At 62.5% G+C, this 23371-nt stretch carries 16 protein-coding genes; 9 read left to right on the top strand and 7 right to left on the bottom strand.

What is annotated here, in order from left to right; translation table 11 throughout:
- Position 1 precedes the first annotated feature (1 nt).
- On the top strand, positions 2–760 hold the full coding sequence (locus ABF859_RS06805; protein ID WP_415527023.1) for an SDR family oxidoreductase: 759 nt from the start codon (positions 2–4) through the stop codon (positions 758–760).
- A 4-nt stretch (positions 761–764) separates the two neighbouring features.
- Here the strand turns inward: ABF859_RS06805 and ABF859_RS06800 are convergent, their stop codons facing one another.
- Positions 765–1268, bottom strand: a complete 504-nt coding sequence (locus tag ABF859_RS06800) for a chorismate--pyruvate lyase family protein (RefSeq protein ID WP_415527022.1) — start codon at positions 1266–1268, stop codon at positions 765–767.
- A 31-nt stretch (positions 1269–1299) separates the two neighbouring features.
- Positions 1300–1626: a TIGR02300 family protein gene (locus ABF859_RS06795; RefSeq protein WP_415527021.1), complete on the bottom strand. Its 327-nt coding sequence runs from the start codon at positions 1624–1626 to the stop codon at positions 1300–1302.
- A gap of 172 nt (positions 1627–1798) precedes the next feature.
- Between ABF859_RS06795 and aroA the strand changes: the two genes are divergently transcribed.
- The 6 genes from aroA (at position 1799) to ABF859_RS06765 (ending at position 13428) form a co-directional block, all read left to right on the top strand.
- Entirely contained in the window at positions 1799–3127 is a 1329-nt protein-coding gene (gene aroA / locus ABF859_RS06790) for a 3-phosphoshikimate 1-carboxyvinyltransferase (RefSeq protein ID WP_415527020.1), read from the top strand.
- A complete protein-coding gene (gene cmk / locus ABF859_RS06785; protein WP_415527092.1) occupies positions 3127–3765 on the top strand; it encodes a (d)CMP kinase in 639 nt (212 codons plus the stop codon). The genes aroA and cmk overlap by 1 nt, the downstream gene beginning before the upstream one ends.
- 255 nt (positions 3766–4020) lie before the next feature.
- Positions 4021–5733 (top strand): 30S ribosomal protein S1, encoded by a 1713-nt coding sequence (rpsA, locus tag ABF859_RS06780; protein ID WP_415527019.1) that lies wholly within the window; start codon positions 4021–4023, stop codon positions 5731–5733.
- A gap of 244 nt (positions 5734–5977) precedes the next feature.
- Positions 5978–9325 carry a glycosyltransferase gene (locus ABF859_RS06775; RefSeq protein ID WP_415527018.1) on the top strand — a complete coding sequence of 1116 codons (3348 nt, stop codon included), beginning with the start codon at positions 5978–5980 and terminating at the stop codon, positions 9323–9325.
- A 24-nt stretch (positions 9326–9349) separates the two neighbouring features.
- Positions 9350–12340, top strand: a complete 2991-nt coding sequence (locus ABF859_RS06770; RefSeq protein WP_415527017.1) for a glycosyltransferase — start codon at positions 9350–9352, stop codon at positions 12338–12340.
- 107 nt (positions 12341–12447) lie between these two features.
- Positions 12448–13428, top strand: a complete 981-nt coding sequence (locus ABF859_RS06765; protein WP_415527091.1) for a CgeB family protein — start codon at positions 12448–12450, stop codon at positions 13426–13428.
- 153 nt (positions 13429–13581) lie between these two features.
- Here ABF859_RS06765 and ABF859_RS06760 read toward each other — a convergent pair whose 3' ends face one another.
- Positions 13582–16281, bottom strand: a complete 2700-nt coding sequence (locus ABF859_RS06760) for a M16 family metallopeptidase (RefSeq protein WP_415527016.1) — start codon at positions 16279–16281, stop codon at positions 13582–13584.
- Between the two features lie 165 nt (positions 16282–16446).
- Here ABF859_RS06760 and ABF859_RS06755 point away from each other — a divergent pair, with 165 nt between their 5' ends.
- Together ABF859_RS06755 and ABF859_RS06750 are read left to right on the top strand one after the other, a co-directional pair.
- The gene (locus tag ABF859_RS06755) at positions 16447–16983 is read left to right on the top strand and encodes a hypothetical protein (RefSeq protein WP_415527015.1); all 537 of its coding nucleotides are present in this window, start codon (positions 16447–16449) and stop codon (positions 16981–16983) included.
- A gap of 39 nt (positions 16984–17022) precedes the next feature.
- Positions 17023–18063 (top strand): glycosyltransferase, encoded by a 1041-nt coding sequence (locus ABF859_RS06750; RefSeq protein WP_415527014.1) that lies wholly within the window; start codon positions 17023–17025, stop codon positions 18061–18063.
- Between the two features lie 4 nt (positions 18064–18067).
- On the opposite strand, the gene ABF859_RS06745 is transcribed toward ABF859_RS06750, so the two are convergent.
- From ABF859_RS06745 to ABF859_RS06730, 4 genes are all read right to left on the bottom strand, one after another.
- Positions 18068–18661 (bottom strand): DUF4339 domain-containing protein, encoded by a 594-nt coding sequence (locus tag ABF859_RS06745; protein WP_415527013.1) that lies wholly within the window; start codon positions 18659–18661, stop codon positions 18068–18070.
- Positions 18662–18856: 195 nt separating this feature from the next.
- Positions 18857–21172, bottom strand: a complete 2316-nt coding sequence (locus tag ABF859_RS06740) for a molybdopterin cofactor-binding domain-containing protein (protein WP_415527012.1) — start codon at positions 21170–21172, stop codon at positions 18857–18859.
- Positions 21165–21641, bottom strand: coding sequence for a (2Fe-2S)-binding protein (locus ABF859_RS06735; RefSeq protein WP_415527011.1), 477 nt, complete (start codon positions 21639–21641; stop codon positions 21165–21167). Before ABF859_RS06735 ends, ABF859_RS06740 begins: the two co-directional genes overlap by 8 nt.
- Positions 21642–21667: 26 nt before the next feature.
- The gene (locus tag ABF859_RS06730; protein WP_415527010.1) at positions 21668–23002 is read right to left on the bottom strand and encodes a c-type cytochrome; all 1335 of its coding nucleotides are present in this window, start codon (positions 23000–23002) and stop codon (positions 21668–21670) included.
- Positions 23003–23371: the final 369 nt, after the last annotated feature.

Genomic DNA, 23371 nt, shown 5'->3' with positions numbered 1-23371 from the left:
CATGGTTTCGCCCTTCCGGATTCCGTCGCGTGTTCCACGTGTGGCCCTCGTTACAGGAGGTGCGCGACGCATTGGCGCGGCTCTTGTGGAGATGCTAGGGGAACAGGGGTTTGCGGTCGCCATTCATTGCCGGGACAGCACGAGTGAGGCCGAAGCCCTGCTGGAGCGGATTGGCGGGAAAGGCTGTGTTCTGCAGGCCAATCTGCAATGCGAGCAGGATGTCGAGGCCCTGATGCCGCGTGTTGAGGCGGCTCTTGGCCCGGTCGGCATCCTCATCAACAACGCATCCGCCTTTGTCCGCGACGAGATCGGCAGCGTGACCCGCGAAAGCTGGGACCTACATCTCGAAACCAATCTCCGCGCGCCCTTCGTTCTGTCACAGGCCATGGCGCAGGCGCTTCCTGAAGGCGCTGAAGGCCTGATCCTGAACATGCTGGACCAGCGTGTCTGGAACCTGACGCCACATTTCGTCAGCTACACCCTGTCCCGAACGGGATTATGGACCCTGACGCAGACGATGGCCCTCGCGCTTGCGCCCCGGGTGCGGGTGAATGCGATCGGTCCCGGTCCGGTCCTTCCGGCCGTGCGTCAGACGCAGGAGCATTTCGACAGCATGTGTGCGCGAACCCCGCTGCAACACGGATCCTCGCCCGAGGAAATCGCTCAGGCCGCGCTCGCGCTTTTCGCGCTTCCGTCCGTGACGGGCCAGATGCTTGCGCTCGACGGCGGGCAGCACCTGAACTGGTCGCCCGCGTCCTGAACTCTCAGGGTCGGATAGCGGCCGGAAGATAATCTTCCACAACAAGAGAAATCGGTGCGCCGTCCGCACCACGCAGCAGAAGCGCGCGGTTTTCCAGAACGATGCCGGAAGCTGCACCCGGAAAGCGGGTCTCGAGTCTCTGTCGCCGGAAAGCCGTCTGCTGCACGACGCGCCCGAACGGGGTGTCGGTCTGTTCCAGCAGCGTGTTCATGGCGGGGGAGAGCCGCTCGGGCACATACCAGTTCCACGCATCCGACAGCACGGTCTCGCCACAGAGCAGCCGGACATGCCGCGTAGTGACCTGATGGGTCCCGCTCACCTGCAGAAGGGTCAGGATTTCTTCCGTCACCGGCCGGTCCACGCTCAGGCGGAGTACCCGGATCGGAGAGGGACAGCGGGCCTGAAGCACCGCAGTGGCACTGGGCTGGCTGTCGAGCCGGGTCCTGAATGCGCGAACGGCTGCGCTGTCCGGGGTGAAAACACCTTCCGGATCAGAACAGCCGCTCATCAGTGCCGCCAGAAGAACAGCGCAAACAACCTTAGTTGTCGTCGCGATCATCCTTGTCATTCGGCACTTCGATGTCATTGCTGAGATCGTCGTCATCGTCCAGATCGTCGTCCGGAGCGATCACATCATCGTCGTCCTCGTCTTCGGCGACTTCCAGATCCACATCATCCTCAAGCTCGGCGGCCTTGGGCTTCGGATCCTTCTCTTCCGGCAGCGGAACTTCGCTGCGCTTGAGACGGGAATCGTCCGGCTGCGTCGTGCCGCATTTCGGGCACACCGCAGGGATGCGGTTCAGGTCATAGAAGCGGGCGCTGCATTCAACGCATGTCCGTTTCAGACCAAGTTCGGGTTTTGCCATTGTGCGGAGCCTGCTAATGCCTCGAATAAGGAACGCGGCCATGCCAGCTTGTGCGCGCCCTGTCAAATCCCGAAGCGTGATTCCTGACAGCTTTCAGGCGCATGACTGCACCGCCCCAGGGCGATTCACGAGGTGATTGACAGGCGAGGGGAGCCCCAGCAAGAACATTGCCATGCAAGTCTCGCGCCCCCTGACCGTCTCCGCGTCCCCCAAGGGACTTTCCGGCCGCACCCGTGTCCCGGGTGACAAATCCATCAGTCACCGCTCGCTGATGTTCGCCGCCCTCGCCTCCGGCCGCACCTATGTGACCGGCCTGCTCGAAGGCGAGGACGTGCTGCGGACGGCCGATGCCATGCGCGCACTTGGCGCGACCATCACGCGCGATGGTGCGGACTGGGTGATCGAAGGCCGCGGTGTTGGGGCCCTGACCGAGCCGGCGGATGTGCTGGATATGGGCAATTCCGGCACGGCAGCCCGCCTCCTCGCCGGAATCCTGTCCTCCCACGCTTTCAACAGCATCATGACGGGCGACGCCTCCCTGCGCTCGCGTCCCATGCGCCGCGTGACGGTCCCGCTGGCCACCAACGGCTCCGAGTTCCTGACCCGCGAAGGCGGTCGCCTGCCAATGGCCGTCCGCGGCACGGGCGAAGCAAAGCCGATCGAATACCGCCTCCCGGTCGCCTCCGCGCAGGTCAAGTCCGCCATCCTGCTGGCCGGTCTGAATGCCCATGGCACCACGGTCGTGGAAGAGCCTGTCGCGACCCGCGACCATACTGAAAACATGCTCCGCCACTTTGGTGTCGAGGTGGATGTTTCCCGCTTCGGTGCCGGCGGCCGCCGAATCGCCCTGACGGGTCCGGTGCGCATGACCGCCCGTGACGTGACCGTCCCCGGCGATCCGTCCTCCGCGGCCTTCCCGATCGTCGCGGCCCTGCTGGTGCCGGGTTCCGATATCTGGATCGAAGGCGTTGGTCTCAACCCGCTGCGGACAGGCCTGTTCACGACACTGATCGAGATGGGCGCCAGCCTCTCCATTGAAAACGAGCGCGTCGAAGGCGGTGAGCCGGTCGGTGATCTGCATGTGCGCTACAGTGCGCTCAAGGGCGTGGATGTTCCGCCCGAGCGTGCGCCGTCCATGATCGATGAATATCCGGTTCTGGCCGTCGCCTGCGCCTTTGCTGAGGGCGCGTCCCGTCTGCGCGGTCTGGAAGAACTGCGCGTGAAGGAAAGCGACCGTCTGGCCTCCACGGTCGCCCTGCTGAACGTGAACGGGGCCGAAACTGAAGTGATCGGCGATGATCTCATCGTGAAGGGCCATCACGGTCCCCTCGGCGGCGGCACGGTCCAGACTCATATGGATCATCGTCTCGCCATGAGTGCCGTCGTGCTCGGTCTCGCGGCCCAGAAGCCCGTGAACGTGGACGATACTGCTTTCATCGAAACCAGCTTCCCCGGTTTCGTGGACCTGATGAACGCTCTCGGCGCAGGGCTGACCCCGTGATAACTCGCCCGCTTGTCATTGCCGTTGACGGACCCGCTGCGGCCGGGAAGGGCACGCTCGCCAAGGCGCTCGCTGCAAAGCTGGGGCTGCCCTATCTCGATACTGGTCTGCTGTATCGCGCCGTCGCACGCCGGATGGTGAATGCCGGACTTGATCCGGCCGGCGATGCGTCGGCTGAGGCTCAGGCCCTGCAGCAGGCGGATCTGGCTCGCACGGATCTGCGTGTCCCCGAGATCGACCGCGGGGCCTCCCTCGTGGCAGCGCAGCCCGCAGTCCGTGCTGCGCTTCTCGAACGCCAGCGCGTCTTCGCGTCCGAAACGGGCGCGGTCGTCGATGGCCGCGACATCGGCACCGTCGTCTTTCCGGATGCGGACGTGAAGTTCTTCATCACGGCGTCTCCCCGGACCCGCGCCCTGCGCCGTCATCATCAGGTTCATGGCGGGACTCCGCTGGACGAGGCCGCGCTTGAGGCTGCTGTAGCCGAAATCGTGGCGCGGGACGAACGCGACTCATCGCGCGAAACCGCTCCGCTGGTTCAGGCTCCGGACGCCATCCTGATCGAGACCGATGCGCTCTCTGCCGCAGAGGTCCTTGAAAAGGCATGTGAAACCGTGGCCCGCCAGAAAGCGCGGAACTGACCTGCCGCAATAGCGCCCCAAAAACGGCTTTTTTTATTGACACCGCGCCCTCGCAGGGTGTTGGTGCACCGTATCACCCGGCCCGCAAGGGGCAGGGTGTGGTTCGTCCTGCGTCTGGCAGGCGGATCCAACAGCCAATAACCCGGTCTGACCGTATTATCGGCAGCGGGGAGTCGTCCGGCCCATCATGGACCAGGCGCAGACGTGGACATCCGCTCCGTTAGTGGAAAGGACGTCCGGGAATATAGTATCTACATGGCTTCAGCCACTCAGACCCCCACGGCCGATCACGGTACCGAGGATTTTGCAGCCCTTCTCGAAGAGACCTTGGGCCGCGACACCGGCTTTGACGGCTCCGTCGTCACGGGCCGCGTTGTCCGCCTGACCGACGAATTCGCAATCGTCGATGTCGGCCTCAAGAGCGAAGGCCGCGTGTCCCTCAAGGAATTCGGTCCGGCCGGCGTTGCCCCGGACGTGAAGCCGGGCGACGTCGTCGAGCTTTATGTCGAGCGTTACGAAGACCGTGACGGCTCCATCGTCCTGTCGCGCGAGAAGGCTCGCCGCGAAGAGGCATGGACCGCTCTGGAGCGTGCGTTCGCCAACAACCAGCGCGTCAACGGCACGATCTACGGTCGCGTCAAGGGCGGCTTCACGGTTGATCTCGGCGGCGCCATGGCGTTCCTTCCGGGCAGCCAGGTCGACATCCGTCCGGTTCGTGACGTCGGGCCGCTGATGGGCCAGCCGCAGCCGTTCCAGATCCTGAAGATGGACCGCGCCCGTGGCAACATCGTTGTCTCGCGTCGTGCCGTTCTCGAAGAGACCCGTGCGGAACAGCGCTCCGAGCTGATCCAGGGCCTGAAGGAAGGCATGATCCTTGACGGCGTCGTCAAGAACATCACCGACTACGGTGCGTTCGTTGACCTCGGCGGCGTTGACGGCCTCCTGCATGTCACCGACATCGCCTGGAAGCGCATCAACCACCCGTCCGAAGCTCTGCAGATCGGTCAGCCGGTTCGTGTGCAGGTCATCCGCTTCAACCCGGACACGCAGCGTATCTCCCTCGGCATGAAGCAGCTTGAAGCTGATCCGTGGGAAAACGTCGCCATCAAGTATCCGGCCGGAGCACGCTTCACGGGCCGCGTCACGAACATCACCGACTACGGTGCATTCGTGGAGCTGGAGCCGGGCGTCGAAGGTCTGGTGCACGTTTCCGAGATGTCCTGGACGAAGAAGAACGTCCATCCGGGCAAGATCGTCGCCACTTCGCAGGAAGTCGACGTCATGGTTCTGGATGTGGACAGCGCAAAGCGCCGCATCTCCCTCGGCCTCAAGCAGGTTCAGCGCAACCCGTGGGAGCAGTTCGAGGAAGAGCACAAGGTCGGTTCGATCATCGAAGGCGAGATCCGCAACATCACCGAATTCGGTCTGTTCGTTGGTCTTTCCGCAGACATCGACGGCATGGTTCACATGTCCGACCTGTCCTGGGACGAGCCGGGCGAAACCGCCATGTCGCACTACGAGAAGGGCCAGGTCGTCAAGGCCAAGGTTCTCGACGTGGATCCCGAGAAGGAGCGTATCTCCCTGGGCATCAAGCAGCTTCAGGAAGATCCGGCGGCTGACACCCTGTCCCGCGTCCAGAAGGGTGCTGTCGTCACCTGCGTCGTGACGGCTGTCCAGAGCAACGGTATCGAAGTGAAGGTCGACGACGTTCTGACCGGCTTCATCCGTCGCGCCGAGCTGGCCCGTGACAAGGCCGAGCAGCGTCCGGAGCGTTTCGCAGTCGGTGAGAAGGTTGACGCCAAGGTCGTCTCCGTCGACCGCGCGTCGCGCAAGCTGGCCCTGACGATCCGCGGCCGTGAGGTCGAGGAAGACAAGCAGGCCATCAACGAGTACGGGTCTTCTGACTCGGGCGCATCCCTGGGTGATATCCTGGGTGCCGCCATCCGCCGCCGCAACACGGACGCCTGAGCTTCTGCTCCGGTGGGCCGGGAGAAGTTCTCTTCTTCCGGTCGGTAAAAAAAGGGTCACTTCGGTGGCCCTTTTTTTATTGAAAATTCATTCTTTCGTGGTGGGCTTTTTCTTACCCGCGCCATCCGCTACACAAGAAAGTGCATTGAGACAAAAATGCCGTAAGCGGAGGGCATGCCCTGCGGAAATCCGGACGACGGGCCAATATTAAACATGGGGGTGGGCCTCAGCGCCCAAGAGATTGATGGCGGTCATTTACAACACAAATTACACCCACAATCCCAATTCCTACCTGACGCTGGCTGTGCAGCGGGCAGCCGAGGCACTCTTTGGCAAAGAGCAGGTCGTCGTCGCAGACAACATGAGCCTGGCAGGTATCGCAGCTTCCGGCGAACATGACGTCCTGATCTGCCTGGACGCCCAGCGCATCAATCTTCCCCTGATCCGCCGTGTCCGCCCGGCGTTCAGCACCATGATCCTGTGGACCTTCGAAGACCCCTTCATGCGGGACTTCAACGTCGAAAACGCCGAACTCTTCGACTACGTCTTTACGAATGACCCGTCCTGTGCCGAGTATTATCATGGCAAGGGGCACTATCTTCCGCTGGCCGCCAGTCCGTCGATTCACGAACGCAGCGTTCTTCCCGCCGCTGAACTGGAATATGACATCTTCTTTGCCGGGACGATGTGGCCCAATCGCGTCCATACCCTGCGCAAGGTCATTGCCGCGTTCCCCCATGCGCGGCTCAAGCTCGTCTGCCCGACGAACGAATTCCTTCCGCCCCTGCCGGCCGATCTGGCCGCGCTGGCCATCCAGCGCCCCATCAGCCATGAAGCCTTCATCGATTTCGCGAATGTCAGCGCCGTCACCCTGACCATGTTCCGCGATTATGCCAGCCATGGCGATGTCAGCCAGGCCACGGCTCCCGGCCCACGCTTCTTCGAACTCGCTCTGGCGGGCGCCGCCCAGGTGGTGGAAGCACCGGAAAGCATGAGTGCCGAGCATTTCGAGACCGTAAATGGCATTTCCCTCGCCCGGGATGCCAATCAGGTCGTCGATGCCATTGCCAGACTGCTCCAGCAGAAGGGCGCGCGTCGCAATGCCGCCCTGGCCGCGCAGAAATCCGTCGTGTCGCGGCATCTTTACGAACATCGTCTCGAGAAGATGCGCGATATCACCGGCGCCGATTTCGGACGTCGCACCAAGGCTCTCGCTCCCCTGCCTCGTCGCCGGCGTCTGCGCGTGCTGATGTGCACCCATTCCACGATCCACGAGCAGGCATGGGGGGGCGTCGAGGTCTATCAGCAGGGGCTCTGCACCCTCCTGTCGCGGGACGTCGAGTATTTCTACTGGCTGCGTCGTGGAAGTTTCTGCCGCCTGACCACCGCCAACGGAAAGGAACTGGAGCGCTTCGACGTGCCGGAAGTGGCCTGGCAGGACGCGCTGTGCGATTCACCGGAAGAAATGGCGTTCTCCAGCGTCATCAGCCAGTACAATATCGACATCGTTCATTTCCAGCATCTGGGGCATCATGCCCTGTCGCTGCCGATCATCGCGAAGGCCAATGGTGCGGGCGTGATTTTCTCCGCCCATGATTTCTGGCTGCTTTCCGCCCGTTACAACCTTCTCAATCACGAACTGCGCTACGTCGAGGATGAGGTCCGTTCCGTCCTTGCCGCCGATATCACGCTCAAGGCGTCGGAAAACGTGGATCATGGCGGCGAGCAGACCCGCCGTGCCTTCGTGGCCAAGATGCTGCATTCTGTCGATGCCATCCTGTTCGGGACGGTCCATTCACGCAACCTGACGCACGAGATCTATCCGGTTCTCGACACCAAGCGCAGCCTCGTGATGGGGATCCCCAGCCCCGACAATACCGTTCCTGTCCTGATGAAGCCCTACGAGCCTCTCGAAGATCGTCCCCTTGGCGTGGCCATTGTCGGAAACTTCCTGCGGACCAAGGGCGCCGATACGATCCTCAACCTGATCGACATCGCCCACCCGGATCATTTCGTCTTCCACATTTTCGGATATGTGCATCCGGAATACGAAGCGGTCCTGACCGGAACCCCCCGTCCGAACGTGAAGATCTACGGCCGTTACGACATGGGCGATATCGAGGCCCTGAAGGTCGCGGATGTTGCGCTGAACCTGTCGATCTGGCCCGAGACATACTGCATCTCCCTCTCCGAGGCTTGGCAGAATGGCCTCATTCCCATCGTGACGGACGTCGGTGCCCTGGGAGATCGCGTCGAAGATGGCGTCAACGGCTTCAAGGTTCCCATCAGCCGCCCCAGCATGGTGCTCGAACGTCTGGAACTGCTGCGTTCGTCCGAACCCCTGCGCCGCCAGATCATGCAGAACATCACGCCAGCACTCTGGGCCCATGCGCGCGAATACGCCGATTCGCTTCTGGCGCTCTATCACGAGACGGCTCCCCGTCGCGAAATGGGCGTATCGGAACTGCGTCTGGATGCTGGCCAGGTTCATCTCCTGCCGCATGCCTCCTGGCGTCATCAGGCGCCCCCGCGCCATATCTTCGATCCTCCGACCATGCGGGATCTCTCCGTGGAAATGCCGGTCCCGGTCTGGGACTGGTTCTCGGTCCAGGGCGCCGAATGCTACATTGACGACATCTGTCATCATGTCTTTTCCGACATGGAAGAGAAGCCCTTCGAGGGTGCCCCCGAGTTCCATATCCGCGGATGGATGATTCTCCCCGGTATCAGCTCGGCCGGTCAGATGTTCACGGTCCTGCTGGGCGAAGACCCCGACAGCGCCATGATCTTTCTGGAATGCCAGCGCGAGATCCGGGCCGATATCGCGGAGCTTTTCGTCAATGCGCCCCGACGCGCCGGTTTTTCGGGCAAGGTTGCCCTGCGTGGAAAATGGTGTGAGGGACGTTTCCGGGTGGGTCTGATCAACGTGATCAACGGTCAGGGCGCATTCCAGCTCACCCCCATCCAGATCGAGGTCGAAGGCGGCCAGGTCAGGAAGATCATCCGTTCGGCTCCGTCCAACGATCTCGTCCTGTCCGATTTCCGCCGCGTTTCCCACAGTGATGGTCTGATGCGGGGTGTGAAGCTGTCCGGAATCGGCCAGCACCAGATGCACCCCTGCACGACTGGAGCTCTGGATTATTACATTGATGATTTCAGCGGACTGATCGGCAACCCTCCGGCCGAGCTGGATCCGGCAGGTCCGCTGACAGTCCGGGGCTGGGTTTTCTTCCGCAACCTGTCCCGTGCAGGTCAGGTCTATGGCGGATTGGTCTCGGAAAGCCGGGACGAGATCGTGTTCTTTGCCACGGAGCGGGTGGCCCGGGCTGATGTCGGTACGGTACATCGCGACGCCCCCCTCTGTGTCGGCTTCAGGGGCGTGTTCATGCCGCGCGAAGGCTATGCCCGCCCGCTTGATGGGGTCTATCGTTTCATGCTGGTGAATGTCGTCGGAGATGTCTTCGGGTCGAGAATGACCGATATTTCCGTGACATTCGACGATGGCGCGATCCTGTCCGTGGAGCGTCTTGACGTCCAGCCCCCCAATGTCGAACGTGCCGAGCGCCTTCTCGCGGAAAAAGTCGTTTCCTGACCTGCGAGCGGGAGGCTTGCCCTGATGTCCGAAAGTGTTTCACCTCCGTTCTCAGAGACGCGGGAACCCCGCTGGTCCCGCTTTGATACACAATGGTATCTCCTGCGGTATCCCGAGGTGCGGGACTGGATGCAGGAGGAAGGGCAGGAGGATCCGTATGCATTCTACCTGCAGACGGGTCAGCGTTACGGACATTCTCCCAACCGCTATTTTGACGAAATGTGGTATCGGGACGCCTATAAGGATGTGCGTCAGGGCCTGATCCGGGAAGAGTGGGCTTCGGGTTTCGAGCACTACACCGCGATCGGATACAGGACCCATTCCCCGCACTGGCTGTTCGACGAACCCGGCTATCGCCGCCGGTACCCGGAACTGACGCAGCGCTTCCTGAATGAAAACGGGTTTCGCAACGGTTACGATCATTATCTCGAAATCGGAGAAAGCCATTATTACGGGGGTCATCATTTCTTCGATGATGAACTCTGCCGGGAACTCGCGCTGACATTCCCCGATCATTTCGACAGCCGGATCGGTCTGTTCGGATCATGGCTTGGTCTGCCGGCCCACGTTGCCGATGCGGGGCGTGTCTCGTGGTATTTCGATCCGGTCTGGTACCTGACCCGCTATCCCGAAGTCCGTAAGGAAATCGCCGCGGGTCATTATTCGAGCGCCCTGCACCATTATCTTACCAACGAGACACCGCGCCTCTTCGACCCGCAGGAGTTTTTCTCCGAAGAGTTCTACAGGCAGGCCCACCCGGATATGGTGCCCTCGCTGGAGCATGGATATTTCCGCAACGGCTACGATCATTTCGTCCGTTACGGCGCGCATGAAGGTCGTACCCCGCAGGAAAACGTGGATCTGGCCGCCCATATGGCGCAGGCACAGGTGTGCAATGACGTGCGCAACCGTCTGTATGACAGCGCGTTTGCCCATCTTGTCGCCGGTCGGACAGGGCTGGGTGAAGGGCGTATGGCAGCCCTTGCGGCTGTTCCCGAGATCCCCGAGGAACAGTCCAGACTCCTGTTTGAACGCGAAGCGGAAGCCATCCTTCCGTCGCTGGTCCGGCATCCGCTGGACTTCACCGTTCATGGCATTCCCGAAATCAGTGTCCTGATGGTCGTCTATGACCGGGTCGCCCTGACGGCACAGGCCCTGGCTTCGCTGCGCGCCAACTATGCCGGTGCCATACAGCTCGTGCTCGTGGATTCCGGCTCCCATGACCAGACACGTCATATCGGCCGGATGGTGCGCGGAGCCACGATCCTGCGTTACCGGCACAATATCGGCTATCTTCAGGGCTGCAATCTTGCGCTGGAAAAGGCGGAAGCGCCGTTTGTCCTCTATCTGAACAATGATGTCCGCCTTTACCCGGACGCCATCGTTCATGCCCTGAAACGTCTGCGCTCCGAGGCTGATATCGGGGCCGTCGGCGGCAAGCTGATCCGCACGAACATGCGTCTTCAGGAGGCCGGTTCGATCATCTGGCGGGACGGTGCGACCTATGGCTATCTGCGCGAGGACGACCCGAACCTGACGAATGCCAATTTCGTCCGGGATGTGGATTACTGCTCCGCCGCCTTCCTCATGGTCCGCACCGCGCTGCTGCGCCGTCTCGGAGGATATGATCCCCGTTACATGCCGGCCTATTTCGAAGATGCGGATCTGTGCGTGCGTATTCTCAAGGCCGGGATGCGGATCGTCTATGATCCGAGTGTTGTCATCGAGCATCTGGAGTTCGGAAGTTCAGGTGCGGCAGGCTCCCATGCCCTGATCCGTGGCAACCTGAAAACCTTCGCCAGACTGCAGCAGGATTTTCTGCGTCATCAGCAGCCGGCCCATATCCGCAACGCTGTTCTGGGCCGGGAACACCGGGTCAGTCCGCGCAGGAGGATCCTCTTCATCGAGGACCGTCTTCCCCTGCGGCGTCTGGGATCAGGTTACGTCCGCTCCAACGACATCATCCGCGAGATGACGGCGCTCGGATATCAGGTCACGGTTTTCCCTGTCCTGCGCCGGGACCAGACGGCCATCGACCTGTTCGGAGATTTCCCTGAAACGGTGGAACTGATCGTCAATCAGGACCTTTCCAGCTTTGCTGATTTCATTCAGGAACGGGTCGGATATTACGATCTGGTCTGGATCGGGCGTACGCACAACATGGCGCGCCTCCTGCCGCTGCTCAATGAATCGAACCGCTACCTTCCCTCCGCCGGTCCCATTCTGGATACGGAAGTGATCGCCACTCCACGCACCATGGAGCGCATCCGCGTTCTGGGCCTGCCAGTACCCGACATCAGCTTCGACGAGATGCTCCAGCAGGAACTGGAATGTGCCCGGTTCTGCCAGCAGATCATCACGGTGACCTCTCACGACGCTGACCTCGTGCGGCGTGCGGGCTTCGAGAACGTCTCCGTTCTCGGGCATGAACTGTACCCCCAGCCAACCCCCGCATCCTTCGAAGACCGTCACAACATTCTCTTCTTCGGCGCGATCCATGACGAAGGTGCGCCCAACCACGACAGTCTTGTCTGGTTCGTGGACCGTGTCCTGCCGATACTCGACAGGGTTCTGCCGCCGGAAGTCCATTTCACGATCGCGGGATTTGTGGGGGCGGATGTGGATATGACGGTGTTTTCAACCAGCAGTCGGGTAGAGATCGTGGGGCCGGTGGGAGATCCACGGGAGCTGTTTGACCGGCACCGGGTATTCGTGGCGCCGACACGGTTTGCGGGAGGGATTCCCTTCAAGGTTCATGAGGCGGCGTCCTATGGGCTGCCGCAGGTTGTGACGACGCTGCTTCAGGAAGAGGTGGGCTGGACGGACGGCCATGAGGTTCTGGCCGCGCCTGCGAATGACGCGGAGGCGTTTGCGGCGGCGGTAACACGCCTTTATCAGGACGGAGAGCTGTGGGAAAACCTGCGGCAGGCCGCGCTCGCGGCTGTCGAGCGGGACTGTTCTCCGGTCCGGTTCCGGCAGGCGCTGTCAGACATTGTTCAGAGCTGCATTGCATGACATGACCGGAGGGATCCGGTTCAGGAAGGTTTGGGGAGAGCAGGAAGGTTATGGACGCAGTGAATGAAGTGATCGTGGAGTCCACGGACGCGGGCGAGAGCAGCGGGATGGACACTGGCCTGACCGGACGTGTTCTCGTCTGTAGTGGCGGGCGGTATGAAAGCCAGGCCAATGCCCAGATCCGTGAGTCCATCATGGATGGCTGGGCGGACTGTTTTGGCGAGGATAATGTCACGGCGGTTCATATCTCGGCCGCAGCCAGCTCCATCCGGATCCTGAAGCCGACGATCGTGTTTGCGATCGGCTCCTATCTTCCGGAAAGCACGTATTTCGGCGAGGTCTGCCGCGAGGCGAAGAAGATCGGCGCTGTGACGGTCTTCTGGGCAACGGAAGATCCCTACGAGCAGGACGCGAATTACCGCATTGCCGATGATTTCGACGTGATCTTCTCCTGCGACCGCTGGGGGCATAATTTCTATCAGCGCGACCGGGTGTTCCATCTGCCGCTCGCGGCCAGTCCCAAGCTGCATTATGGTGAGATCGAAGCGAATTCCGAAAAGACGATCGACGTCCTGTTCTGTGGTGTGGCGTTTACCAACCGCAAGGACATCGTCCGCAACCTGCTGCCGGTCCTGCGGGATCTGAACATCAAGATCGTCGGGCCGGGATGGGGTGAACTGGGGATCGGCTTCTCCGATGCGCGGATCGAGAAGTCCCAGCTCGTGGAGCTTTATCGCCGCTCCAAGCTGGTGCTGAACCTCGGCCGTTCACTGAGCTTTGAAAACAAGCGCTTCGTCATCGCACCGTCCACGCCGGGGCCGCGTACGTTCGAAGCAGCTCTGGCCGGGGCGTTCCAGGTGTTCCATGAGGATACGCATGAGATCCGCCGCTATTACTCGGCAGACGAGATCCCGGTGTTCTCCAACCGCGTGGATTTCGAGCGGCTGGTGAAGACCTATCTCGATGACAACGACCTGCGTGTGAAAATGGCGCGCAAGGCCCAGGCACGGACCCAAGCCGAGCATCTTTACAGGCACCGTATCGAATATGCGCTGCGTGTGCTCAAGGATGAAGGGCTGATCGGCTGAAGATCGGTCAGACCTGATGCTCTTTCCTGTCTGAACCTGAAAAAAGCCGGAGCATGTCTCCGGCTTTTTTTGTGTCCGAAGCTCAGGCGTTGGGTATGAAAAAAGGCCGCAGAGTATTCCGCGGCCTTTTTGTGTTTTCCCGGAAGGGAAAGGTCAGTTCGGCTGGGGACCCATGACGATCTGGGCCAGATCGGTCGGGCGGACCCATTTGCGGAAGGCGGCCTGAACCTGCTGCGGCTTCATGTCGTAGATCGCCTGCGCGGCTTTCGCCGGGCTGTCGAGCGGGAGGTCCAGCGCGATCAGGGACAGATAGCTTCCGGCCAGCGCGCTGAAGCTGGCGCGGGACATGGGCTGGCTGCGCAGCAGCGACGCCTTGGCGAGATCAAGGCTCTCCTGCGAGACGGGGGCGTTACGCATGTCCTCCACGTCCTTGACGGCCAGTGCGCGGGCTTTGCTGACCTTGTCCGGATCGGCGCCGAAGGTGATGCCAAAGCCGCTGCGGGTGCGGGAATAGGTGAAGCCGCTTCCGGCACCGTAGACATAGCCCGTCTTGACGCGCAGGTCCTGCATCAGGCGCGAGGAGAAGCCGTCCCCGAGGATCGTGTTGCCGACGGCCAGCGCATGGCGGTCGGGGTCGGTCACTTTCATGCCGATGGTCTCGACGAGCTTGACCTCATCCTGCGAGCGGCCCGGATCCGCGACCACGGCCTGCGAGGCGCGGCTGAGCGGAATGGTGGGCAGATCGACAGCGGGCTTCGGGCCTGTGGCCTTCCAGACGCCGAAAGCCTTTTCCACTTCGGCTCTGGCGGCTTCGGGAGTGATGTCGCCAACAATGACGATAGTCGTCAGATCCGGACGGTAGGCATGGGCGTAATAGGCCTGCACGTCAGCAAGGGTCAGCTTGCCGATCGTGGCGGGCGTGGCTTCACGCAGGGTGGGGTCCTGTGCGGGCACCAGTGCCTTGCGGGCTGCCCGGCCGAAACGGTAGCCCGGGGACTGGAGTTCGCCAGCCTGTGCCTGCGCGGTCTGCATCTGGGTGACACGGAAGGCTTTCTCCGGGAAGGCCGGGTTCAACTCATGATCGGCCAGCAGCGCCAGGCCCTTCTCGAAGTTCGGCGTCAGGGTGCTGAGGGAGAAGGACGGGCCGGCCTGCTCGTCTGCCGAGAGGTCATCGAGGGCACGGGCAAGCGCCAGACGGTCATGCGTTTTGCTGCCGTAGAGGAACATCTGCTCGGTGACGGCGGCGACGCCTTCCTGACCAGCAGGCTGTTCGAGGTCTGCGTTCTGGCGGATGGAGCCGATCAGTTCGACCGTATGGCTGACATGCTCGGGCTGAACGAGAAGATGCAGGCCGTTCGGCAGCGTATAGGCAGCGGGCAGCGGAGCCGCGGCCGGGATCGTCAGGCGGGCGAGGGCCTGTTGCGCCCAGTCCGGCAGGGCGACCTTGCCCGCAGGGGGCGTATTGAAGGATTCCGCGCCGCCAAAGCCCTTCTGACCGAGCGGCTTGCCCGAGGGGCTTGGCGTCAGGGTTGCGGTGATGGCATGCGCGGGATCGAGAAGCTTCTTCGCCAGCGCATCGACCTGTTCCTTGGTGACGTTGCGGAAGGCGGCCAGCATGTCCTGCGGGTCGTTCAGGTGCTGGATAGCAACGGCCTGGGACCAGCTTTCGGCGAGGCCGGAAATGCTGTTGGCGTTGAACTCGAGTGCGGCGATTTCCTTGCGGCGGGCAGCTTCGATCAGGTCAGCCGGGATACCGTGGGTACGGAAATTCTCCATAATCGTGGCGACACTGGTCCGCAGCGCGTCCGGGTTGGCCCCTTTGGGGAAGCCGGCATAGACGACGCCCAGACCGGCCTGCGCATCGGGGTCATACATGAAGCCGGTGTCGAGCGCCTTACCAGACGGCACGAGGTCGAACAGGGCGGCGCGCTGGCTGCTGATGGCATCGGCGAGCAGGGTGGTCGCAGCATAGTCGGGGTCACGCTGGCCGGGCATGCGCCATGCCATGGTCACGAGGCCGATTGGCAGGTCAGTGTCGAGCGCGATGCTCTGCGCCTTGGCCGGGGTGGGGGAAACGGTGCCACGAGCCGGTAGAGTGGAGGCCGGGATGCTGCCGAAAGCGGCTTCGACCTTTTTCAGCGTGTCCTGCGGGTCTACGTCGCCGGTAATGACCAGCACGGCATTGTTGGGCGCGTACCAGGAGTCATAGAATTTCTTCAGCAGGGGCGCGGTCGTCGCATCGAAGGACGGGCGGGTGCCAAGGGCATCCTGCTCGTACGGCGTGCCGGCATAGAGGGCGGCACGGATCTGCGAGAGGTAGCGATAGATCGGGCTGGAGAGGTCGCGGGAGACTTCCTGCTCGATCGCGCCTTTCTCATGCGCCCATTCGGCTTCGGTGATGTTCAGGCCACGCATCCGCCCGGCTTCGATCCGCAGCAGGACGTCGAGGTCGCTGGCGGGAGCCTTGAAGTAATACTGCGTGACGTCGGATGTGGTGTCGGCATTGTCGTTATTGCCGAGCTGCGCGCTGATGGTGGAAAGCTGGTCGCGCGAGAGGGTCTGCGAGCCGTTGAACATCATGTGTTCAAGGGCGTGGGCCGTGCCGGGAAAGCCCTTGGGCGCGTTCACCGAGCCCGTCTCGTAGTTCAGCATGGTCTGCACGACGGGGGCGAGGGTGTCGCGCACCACGATAACCCGCAGGCCGTTGGAGAGCGTAGCCCGCGTCACCGTTGCCGGGGCCGCACTGGTCGCGGGTGCGACGGCGGGTGCGGCATGGGCCCCCGCCAGCACCGGGGGCGCCAGCATGGAGGCTGCCAGCAGTGACAGGCGGGACAGACGGGAGAGTGCGGACATATGTTCAGAACTTTCCAGGGTGGAAACGTATTTTCACAAAAGAGTAAACCGGTTGTTCCGGTCGCTGTCCAGCAGGTGTAGCGCAGGTGGGACTGGCCGTATCTCACCGCTGTATGAAGAAAAAATCATGTGCAGAGGGCTGCCGGGCCGGGTAAAGTCGCTGTGATGTCTTTATCTGAACGCATTGTCCGTGTTGATGACTGGCTGATTGACCGGCTGTTCCAGCCTGTGGCGGACCGTCTTCCCGAGCGTCTGACGGCGCTTCATCTGGGGCTGAGCTGTCAGCTTGGCGCCCTGATGCTGGATGGCCTGTCCCTTCTGCTGCCAATGCTGCTCTTTGGCGCCACGCTGGGCGACATGATCGACAGTGCACTGATCTGGTGCATCAGCCTGGCGTTCTTCCTCGGCATGAAGCGTTCGGCGCCTCTGGTGCGACCAGGAATGCTCAATCCGCTGCGGCCGCTGCTGCGGGCCATGCGGCTGCTGTCGCTGGCGTTTCTGGTCTACCAGTTCTTCCGGGGCATGGGCGCGCCGGGCATCATCTGGCTCGTCACACAGCTGACTACGATTTCGCAGGTCCTGTTCACGGTCGGCCTCTACCTTGTGGCCTGCCAGCCACGACCGCCCTATCAGCGCATGTCCACCCGCAGCGGCCCGATCATCGAAGGCGTGTGGAGTGCGGGTGGCCGACTGAATTCCTGACGTCCGGTTCCCTCGCCACGCTCCGAAGGAAAGCAGTGCGTGACTTCCCGATTGAGAATCCTGCACTGCCTCTCAACCCGGGAATTTGCGGGGACAGAGCGTCATCTCGCCGAACTGTCCGCCATTCAGGCGCGGGACCATGACGTCACGCTGCTCCTCAACCGCAGGACGGCCGATCCGCTGACAGGCGGGGATATCAGCGGATTTCTCTGTCCGGATGTGAAGGTCGTGCGGACGGGAGCGGTCGGCTATCTGCCGGCTCTGGCTACCGAACTCCGTAGCGGACGTTACGACATCGTGCATACCCATCTGGGCCGTGCCTCCGCCCGGGTTGGCTGGCTGCGGCGGGCGGGGCTTGCGGGAGCCGTGCCCGTCGTGGCCACGCTGCATACGTCCTATCGCGGTCGCAGCTATGGCGCTCATGACGGTCTTGTCTGCGTCGCCTCCTGGCAGCAGGACGCGCTGCCGGAAAAGCAGCGTGAGATCTCCACCCTGATCCCGAACTGGACCATACCGCCGCGTTCGACGGCCGAACAGCGTGCCGGACTGCGGGAGCGGATGCGGCGGGACTGGAACATTCCGCCCGGGGGCGTCGTGATCGGAGCGGCGGGGCGGATGGTGGAGGAAAAGAACTTCGAACTTCTCATCCAGGCATGGAAACAGGCGGGACTGCGGCCGGGAACGCGGCTTGTGCTGATCGGAGATGGTCCGGAACGGGCAGAGCTGGAGCGGGCGGCGCAGGGATGCCCGGAAATCCTCTTCACCGGCTACCGGACAGACATGCCGGATCTGCTAGCGGCGTTCGATGCATTTGTGGTGCCCTCGCGTCGTGAAGCGTTCGGGCTGGTACTGGTCGAGGCCATGGAGGCCGGACTGCCGGTCTGTGCCACGGCGGCCGGAGGGATGACGGATATTCTGGCGGAAGCGCCGGAGTGTCTGGTGGCGCCGGGGTGTCTTGCGTCACTGATGGCAGGGCTGCGGCGTCTGGAAGAGGCGGGGCCCCGCCTGTGGGACATGTCACGTTACCGGATCGACGCGGCAGCCCGTCAGGTCGAGGCGTTCTATCGCCGGTACTGCTGAGCGCTCACAACTCGTAGTAGCGGCGCGAGACGTAGTTTGAGAGGCCTTCGTCGGGCATGATGTGCCAGCCATTCGTGACGGCGGGGATGAACTCGCACAGGAAGACCAGAATCGACAGGAAGAAGAGCAGCATACCGTGGCCCACGATCTGGATGCGACGCCAGAAATAGAGCGGCGGCAGCAGGATCCAAAGGATCGTGCCGGGACGGAAGCCTGCGGCGAGCAGGCTGCGACGGTCCATGATCAGGGCGCAGTAGAAAATGCCGACACTCACGACCATGGAGCCAAGATTGTTGAGAACATCCGGGATCAGGCCAAAGCCCTGAAGGATTCCCACAGCCATGCTGCCGAAGAACGGCCCGACCAGACTGAGCCAGAGCCAGCGGTTTGAAATCAGGCTGGCGGGGAGAGCCGGGGGAACGCCTTCAGGCTGTGGGGGCCAGAATACGCAGCTTCCGGCAGGGTGCCATTCGCCGCCGAAACTCTCGGTCCAGCACAGGGTGGAGTGTCCGATGATCCCCTCCGTGACGAGGGCCTTCATGCCGTCCGCGGACACCGGCCCCTTGCGGGTGCCATGTTCTTCGTAAAACCAGCTCACAGTTCGTCCTTTTTCCGGCGGCGCATCGTCGTTCCGGCTTCTGCTGCCTGCTGAACGGGTCAGTCTCTCACGACTTTTGGGGTTTTTGGCAAGACCCATCCTGTCCGTATCGCCTGTTCGGGGTCTGGAGCAGGGGACAAAAAAGGCCGCAGACCCGGAGGAATCTGCGGCCTTTTTCAGGATGTGCGGGCTTGATCAGCTTGTATGCTGCTTCAGTTCGCGGCGGATGTCGGCCGGACGCATCGGCATGTGACGCAGGCGCACGCCAACGGCGTTGAAGATTGCGTTACCGATGGCGGGAGCAACAACCGTCACACCCGGCTCACCGAGGCCCGTGGGCTTTTCGGTGTTCTCGATGAACTCGATGTCGATGTCCGGAACGTCGGGGATACGCAGCGGGGTATAGGTGTTGAGGTTGCGGTCCTTGATCGTGCCGTTGACGATCTCGGTGCCCTCGAACATGGCCATGCTGAAGCCCCACAGCGCGGCACCTTCGGTCTGGGCGAGCGCGCCGCCCGGATCGACGATGGTGCCGGCGTCGAGGACGAGCCAGAGCTTTTGGCAGGTCACAACGCCTGTCTTGCGATCGACATGGACCTGCGCCGCACCGGCCGTCCAGGTCGGCATGCCGCGTTCCTGACCGAAGCTGGTGGCGATGCCAATGCCGGTATCGGCCGGGAGCTGCTTGTTGGCGTAACCGATCTTGTCGGCCAGACGCTGAAGCACGGCAGCCTGACGCTTGGCGCCGCCCACGGAGTTCGGAGCCTGCCCGGCGTTACGGCCTTCAGCCGTGAACATGGACAGACGGAACGCCAGCGGGTCCTGCTTGGTGGAATGGGCCAGCTCGTCGAGGAAGCATTCCAGCGCCCAGGGCGTCCAGCCTGCGCTGACCGAACGCAGCCAGCCGGGACGGAAGGTGGCGTTGGCCAGATCGTTGCTGACGGCGCGGACGCGGGTCGGGCCGGTTTCGTACCAGTGATCCGCGCCGGCGATGGCGAACGGGTCGTACTTCTTGCCGTCTTCACCTGTGGCGAGGAACGCCGGAGCCATGACCTGCGTCGGCCAGCCGGCGACCGCCACATAGTCCATGCCCACGATCTTCTTGCGGTCGTTGTCGAGCGCGACCTTGATCGTCTGGATGGACGGCGAGCGGATGGAGTCCAGTTCCATGTCGTCGGAGCGGGTCAGGATCAGCTTGACCGGTGCGCCGCCGATGGCCTTGGAGGCCAGCGCTGCCGGAATGCAGTAGTCACCGTTCAGACGACGTCCGAAGCCGCCGCCGAGCATGTAGGTGCGCATGACCACCTGCTCTTCAGGGACCTGAAGCGCCTTGGCAAGCTGCGGCAGGATCAGGGACTGCCACTGGTTGCCGGTGTGGATTTCCCACATGCCGTCAATGTGACGGGCGACGGCGTTTACCGGCTCGAGCTGGTAATGCGCGACCGAGGCACAGGTGTAGCTGCGCTCGAAGACCTGACCCGGATGAATGGTCAGGGCTTCATCGACGCCCTTGTCGTTGAAGACGCGGGTGCCGTTCTTCGTGTCGGCGGCCAGCTTGCGGCCGTGCTCGATGATGTCCGCCTCGGAGACGTTGATGGTCGGGCCGGGATTCCACTGGACCTTCAGGGCATCGGCAGCGCGGATGGCGGCCGGATAGGTCTTCGCCAGAGCCACAACCCAGCCCGGGACGATGCCTGAGGGATCGTCGAGCACGACGTAACGCACATAGCCGGGGATCTTCTTCGCGGCACTGTCGTCCACGGAGATGACCTTGGCGGCGTAGCGGGTCGGCGGCATTTTCGGACGGCCATAGACCATGCCGTCGAGCTTGACGTCGATGCCGTAGATCGCCTTGCCGGTCGTCTTGTCCGGAATGTCGAGAGCCGGGACCTGCTTGCTGATGAGGCGGCGGTTGGTCGTCGGCTTGAGCGGCAGCTTGGCCATCTCTTCGGGCGTGAAGCTGCGGGTCGGCTTGGCGCGGGCGACGATGTCACCGAAGGAGACGCTCCTGCCGCCAGCGGAGACGACGCTCTCACTGACCGTGCAGCGCTCCGGCGTGGTGCCGAGGAGCTTTGCGCCCTCCGAGACCATCACGCTGCGTGCTGCGGCGCCAGCCTGACGGAAGGTGTCCCAGGTGTCCCAGACAGACCAGGAACCACCGGTGACGTACTTGCCGGCCCATTTCGGGGCGGTGTCCACCTGCGTGATCCTGATCTTGTCCCAGTCGGCATCCATCTCGTCTGCGATGATGCGGGCGAGGGCGGTGCCGACATGCTGACCCATTTCGGCGCGGACGATGTTGACGTTGATCGACCCGTCGGGGGCGATGGCGCACCAGATGTTGGGCTCGAACGCGGCTTCCGGCGGCATGGCGGAGGGCAGGGTCGTGGCGGCGCCGGCCTTGCGGGCGAAACCGAACATCAGCCCGGTGCCGGCCGCCGTCATCAGGAAGTTGCGGCGGGAGAGGCGCGTGGCGTCGCTCTTTTTCGCAATCTGTTCGATTTTAGCCATTGTTGGCGCCTTCCTGCTGCCTTGAGGCAGCTTCCTTGATGGCCTTGCGGATGCGGATATAGGTCATGCAGCGACAAAGGCTGCCACCCATCACACCGTCAATCTCATCGTCCGTCGGGTTCGGATAGTCCTTCAGGAGGCTTGCGGCCTGCATGATCTGACCGGACTGGCAGTAGCCGCACTGCGGCACCTGCTGGTCACGCCAGGCGACCTGCACGACGTGGTTGCCTTCCGGGTCCAGTCCTTCGATCGTCGTGACCGAAGCACCTTCCACGGCGGAAAGCGGTGTGATGCAGGAGCGTGTGGCGCGGCCGCCGACATGGACGGTGCAGGCGCCGCACTCGCCGATGCCGCAGCCGAACTTGGTGCCGGTCAGGTTCAGGTCGTCACGGATGGCCCAGAGCAGGGGGGTGTCTCCCGGGGCGTCGACCGTAACGGGCTGTCCGTTGAGTTCAAATTTCGTGGTCATGTCCTGTTTTCCCAGTCCTGCCCGGATCAGTGCGAAGCGTTGACGGGCGGAGCTTCGAGCGTGGCGCGCGCGCTCGCGGCCTTCTTCTCCAGATCCGTCCAGGGGGGCAGCGTGGTGCGTGTGCGACGCAGATACGCGGCGATGCGGGCCATGTCATGATCGGACAGGCCGGAATAGAAGCTCGGCATCGAGATGTGGTCCTGACCTTCTCCCGCGGTAATGCCGTGCAGCATGACCTGGTAGAGGTTGTTCGGCTCATCCAGCCACAGCGCGTTGTTCAGGGCCAGTTCCGGGCGACCCAGAACGGGGTTCGGGCCGGAATTGTAATGGCAGGCGCCACAGGCACCCTGATAGAGGCGCGCATCTTCGTCGAGCGGCTGCGGACCCGTCAGGTCACGGCCGGACATCTGCATGGCGCGGCCAATCGCGGCCTGGTCGCCAGCACTGCGCTGGGCCGCCTTGTCCACGTCAGCATAATAATGCGCGATGGCGTGCACGTCTTCCTCTGGGATCTTGGAGAGGAAGCGGTGCGGGACGGGCGACATCGGGCCAGCGGCCGAACCATGCAGCGGGGCCACGCCGAAGCGCAGGTACTGGAACAGTTCGTCCTCGGTCCAGACGACCGGCGTCGGGTTGTGCTCGTTCAGCGGCGGAGCGATCCAGCCGTCGATAACCGCGCCGTCATAGGCGTTGCTGGCCTTCTCGGCGCCGAGAAGGTTACGCGGCGTATGGCAGGCGCCACAATGCGCGTTGCCTTCGGCGAGATAGGCACCGCGGTTCCACTGTGCATCATGCTTCGGGTCATTCTGGTAGCGGCCCGGCGTGAAGAACAGCAGTTTCCAGAAGCCCTGACCGGTCAGACGGATGTTGATCGGGAAGGGGACCGTGTTGTCACGCGGCTTCAGATGCACGGCCGGCTGCGTCATCAGATAGGCGTACAGGTCCGATACGTCCTGATCGTTGACCTTCGTGAAGTGGTCGAACGGGAACGCCGGGTAGAGCTGCGAGCCATCGCGGGCGATGCCCTTGTTCATGGCGCGCTTGAACGCGGCGAGGGACCAGTTGCCGATTCCCCACTGTTCGTCCGGCGTGATGTTGGAGGAGAAGATGTCACCGAAGGGGGTGGCCATCTTGAAGTCGCCGGCCAGTTCGGGGCCGGGGGTGCCATCCACGCGGGTATGACATTCCGCACAGTATCCACCGGCCGCCACGATGGCGCCCCGGCGAATGGCATCGGCGGAGAATGACGATGCGGCTGGCCGCGGAATTGGAGCGATGGCAGGGTACCAGGCATAGGCAAGAAAGCCGATGCCTCCCACTGCGCCAAGGCCAATGACGGCGGCAGCTATCCGTTTGAGCATGCTTGAACTGTCCCGGCAGTATAGAAATCATTTGCCACAAAAGAGCGGCTGTTGCGTGCAACCTAGGGCACGGAGGCCGGAAAGGAAAGATTGCGTTATCTCAAAACCGTGTGTTTCTTAAAATAAATGCAATGACCGTCATGAAAATATCACAGTTTTCCGGATATCGGGCCGTAAAATAGGGAACAATCCAGTCCGGATTTCAGTATTTCGGGCCCTGGACTTTGTACGGTTATGAAAAGGATATTAATGCCGCGGCCCGGGACGCTGTTACATTCCTGCGAAGGCCAAGTATGTTCCAGATGAATATCATGGCACCGGGTGCCAAAAATAACCTATGCTTGTAACGGACTTCCAGCGCCGCTTCTG

It is taken from the genome of Gluconobacter sp. (assembly GCF_047722525.1).
Taxonomy (GTDB): domain Bacteria; phylum Pseudomonadota; class Alphaproteobacteria; order Acetobacterales; family Acetobacteraceae; genus Gluconobacter.
Note: the sequence above shows the minus strand (reverse complement) of the source record. Positions and strands in the feature narration are given on the sequence as shown.